Annotated in this window: 4 protein-coding genes; 3 read left to right on the top strand and 1 reads right to left on the bottom strand. The window is 63.5% G+C overall.

Annotated features, from left to right (window positions below; all coding sequences use genetic code 11):
* Positions 1-128 precede the first annotated feature (128 nt).
* The gene (locus tag ACI944_RS13275; RefSeq protein ID WP_411719509.1) at positions 129-653 is read right to left on the bottom strand and encodes an ArsR/SmtB family transcription factor; all 525 of its coding nucleotides are present in this window, start codon (positions 651-653) and stop codon (positions 129-131) included.
* Between the two features lie 198 nt (positions 654-851).
* Between ACI944_RS13275 and ACI944_RS13270 the strand changes: the two genes are divergently transcribed.
* From ACI944_RS13270 to ACI944_RS13260, 3 genes are all read left to right on the top strand, one after another.
* Complete coding sequence (locus tag ACI944_RS13270) at positions 852-1067, top strand: heavy-metal-associated domain-containing protein (RefSeq protein ID WP_094530826.1); 216 nt, start codon at positions 852-854, stop codon at positions 1065-1067.
* An 11-nt stretch (positions 1068-1078) separates the two neighbouring features.
* Positions 1079-3001 (top strand): heavy metal translocating P-type ATPase, encoded by a 1923-nt coding sequence (locus tag ACI944_RS13265; protein WP_411719508.1) that lies wholly within the window; start codon positions 1079-1081, stop codon positions 2999-3001.
* A gap of 41 nt (positions 3002-3042) precedes the next feature.
* A partial coding sequence (locus ACI944_RS13260) for a hypothetical protein (RefSeq protein WP_411719507.1) occupies positions 3043-3510 on the top strand: 468 nt, incomplete at its 3' end.

The raw sequence follows: 3510 nt of genomic DNA, 5'->3' as shown, positions 1-3510 counted from the left end.
ATGAAAAGACCCACCACTAGCGCGGCCGTTCGACCGGAACCCTCGATCTGGTCCGATGAGCGCGCCCTCTTCCATCGAGGTCTGAACCGAGCCGGTCTACTGAAATCCTAACAGTCCGTGTCTTCTCGTTAAGAATCCCTGTGAGCGCTAACGAACGCACGACGGAGGACGGTCAGAAGCACGTACGTCTCGTACTTTTGGGTCTGACAGTGCTCGCAGGGCTGCATGTCTGCGACGATTTCCTTGATGTCGCCGTCGTACTCATCGGTGAGCGTGGCGAGCGCGTCCGTGATCTGGGGCTGGACCGCATCTATCATCTCTTTGACGGCAGCATCCGCTGAGTCCGGGAGTGAGTACGAGAGGACAATCGTGTTCGCGTGGTAGTACTTTGTCGTCCCGCCGCGACCCTCCTCGAAGCGAACGACGTCGACGAGGCCGGCGTCCCGTAGCTCGTTGATGTGGTGTCGAACCGTGTTCTCGGTTCGGTCGATGCCGCGATCGGCGAGGCTCCCGTGGACCTCGCTCGCGGTCAGGGCCTCCTCGGACAGGATATCGAGGATCATCGCCCGCATCGGTTCGTCGATCGCGTCCGAGACCTGCGTGTCTCGCACCGCGATGTCGTCGAGGCGTTGATCGGTACCGGAGTTGCTCATACGAAAACCGAGCGCGAGCACGGGGGAAAAAACGGCGGGATGCGAGCGGAGAGGTATCTACCGAGGAACCAGTCCCGAATGGACCCCGAGACCGAAAGCCCTAGACGACCCGTTTGACTGTTCCAACAACCTATTTCCGTACCCAAACATATCATCTAAAAAATACTTATTGGGGTATGGCCACTATCTCAAATCGTAATGAGCGACACAACGCAGTTCCGCGTCTTGGACTTCGACTGTCCGAGTTGTGCAAGCACCGTCGAACGCGCTCTCTCGAACGTCGACGGCGTCGAAGACGTCGAGGTGCACTACTCGACCGGTCGCGTCGAGATCGAGTACGACGACGGCGTTTCCGACCCCAACGCCTTCGCACAGACCATCGAAAACCAGGGCTACACGCCTCAGCCCGCCTAAGGAGACCGATCATGGATACCCAATCGATCGAACAGTACTATCGCCAACATCGGAAGGCCATCGTCGTCGCGATGAGTGGTCTCCTCTACGCTGGCGGCTGGAGTATCGGCTACGTCCCCGGCTTTGACGCCGCGAGCACCGCGATCTTGATCCTCGCGGCGATCATCGGCGGCTACGACATCGCCAAGACCGCCTACTACGAGGTCAAAAGCCGAACACTCGGCATCAAGACGCTGGTGACGCTGGCCGCTGTCGGCGCGATCGCTATTGGATCGTACTGGGAAGCCGCCGCGGTGGTCTTCCTGTTCGCGCTGGGATCGTACCTCGAAGGGCGGACGATGCGCAAGACGCGTAACGCGCTCGAAGAGCTCCTCGAAATGACGCCGGATACGGCCACCGTGCGCCGCGACGGCGAGCAAAAAGAGGTGCCCGCTCGCGAGGTCGAAGCGGGCGAGATTGTCATCGTCAAACCCGGCGAGAAGATCCCCGTCGACGGCGACGTCGTGGAGGGGGAAAGCGCCGTCAATCAAGCACCGGTCACCGGCGAGAGCGCCCCCGTCCACAAGGCCGACGGCGACGAGGTCTACGCCGGGACGGTCAACCAGGAAGGAGCGTTGGAAGTCACGACTACCGGTGCCGGCACGGACACGACGCTCCAACGGATCATTCAACGCGTCGAGGAGGCCCAAGAGGCCCAGTCGCCGACCGAGAGTCTGATCGACCGCTTCGCCAAATACTACACCCCGGCCGTTATCGCGCTCGCCATCGGAGCGTACGCGGTCACGCAGAACGCGGTCCTCTCGCTAACGCTGCTGGTCATCGGCTGTCCCGGTGCGCTGGTCATCGGGCCGCCGGTGAGCATTGTCTCGGCCATCGGTAACGCCGCGCGAAACGGCGTTCTCATGAAGGGCGGTGAGCACCTCGAGCAGGCGGGTAAGATCGACTTGGTCGCCTTCGACAAGACCGGCACGCTCACCAAAGGCGAGACGGCAGTCGCCGACGTCGAAGGATTCGACGCCGATGACGACGAGGTGCTGGACCTGGCAGCCATCGCCGAAATGAAGAGCGAACACCATCTCGGCGACGCCATCCTCGATGCGGCCCAGAACCGCCGGGACCCCGTGACTGACGGTGGGGCAACTACCGCCGAATCGGGCACTCGGTCGCCGACGGAGACCGGCTCGCTCTCCGAACCGGACGACTTCGAGGTAGTCGCCGGGAAGGGCGTCGTCGCTCACCACGACGACCGCGAGATCGTCGTCGGGAACCGCGCGCTCCTCGACGAGCGCGGAATCGACCTTCCGAACGACGTCGCCGAGTACGTCCGCGACCGTGAGGAGCGCGGCGAGACCGCCATCCACGTCGTCCTCAACGGAACTGTAGTCGGCGCTATCGCGCTCCACGATGAACTGCGCGACGCTGCGCCTGGCGTCATCCAGGAGTTACGGGACGCCGGGATCGAGGCGGTGATGCTTACCGGCGACAACGAACGCGTCGCGGCCGCGGTCGCCGAAGAGATCGGCATCGACGACTACCGCGCCGAGTTGCTGCCCGAGAACAAACAGGATGTCGTTACGGAGTACCAGGCCGATGGGCACGTCGTGGCGATGACCGGCGACGGCATCAACGATGCGCCGGCGCTGGCGACCGCTGACGTCGGCATCGCCATGGGTGCAGCCGGGACGGATACCGCCATCGAGACGGCGGACATCGCGTTGATGGCCGACGACCTCGAGCGCATCCCCTACGCGGTGAAACTCAGCAAAGCCACGCGCTGGAATGTCCTCGAAAACGTCGGGCTGGCCCTCGTGGTGGTGACGATGCTGCTCGCGGGCGTGCTGACGAGCTACGTCACCCTCGCGCTCGGGATGCTCGTCCACGAGGCCAGCGTCCTCGCCGTGATCGGCAACGGCATGCGCCTGCTGCGGTACTGAACGGACTCGAATCACGAACGAGCGATCGCAACCGACTCACAATGTCAGAAAACACGACTCCGACCGACACGAACCGCACCGAGGAGAATTGGGCTGTCGAATACGACGTCGAACCGATCCGCGTCCGCGATCCCGTCGCGGAAGCACTCGGTGTCCTCAAGCCGGGTGCCCCGTTCGTCATCACCTATCGAGACGCGGTGAAAGAAGCGGGACACTCCTGTCCGACCGCCTCGGGTGCCTACCGGATCGCCCAGCTCGGACTCGACGCTCTGTATCCCGACAGCGATCCCGTCCGAAGCGAGATCGAAGTGCAGGCGGCCGGTCCCCGGGACGACGCCACATACGGCGTGATGAGCCGCATCGTCTCGCACGTGACCGGCGCGACCGAAGACGACGGCTTCGGCGGACTCGCCGGCGGCTACGGCGGACGCCGTGACCTCTTGCGGTTCGACGCGTTAGACCCGGACACTCCGGACCCGACGTTCCGATTCCGACGAACCGACACGGAC

This window comes from Natronomonas sp., assembly GCF_046710025.1.
GTDB lineage: Archaea > Halobacteriota > Halobacteria > Halobacteriales > Haloarculaceae > Natronomonas.
This window is presented reverse-complemented; position numbering and strand designations above follow the sequence as displayed.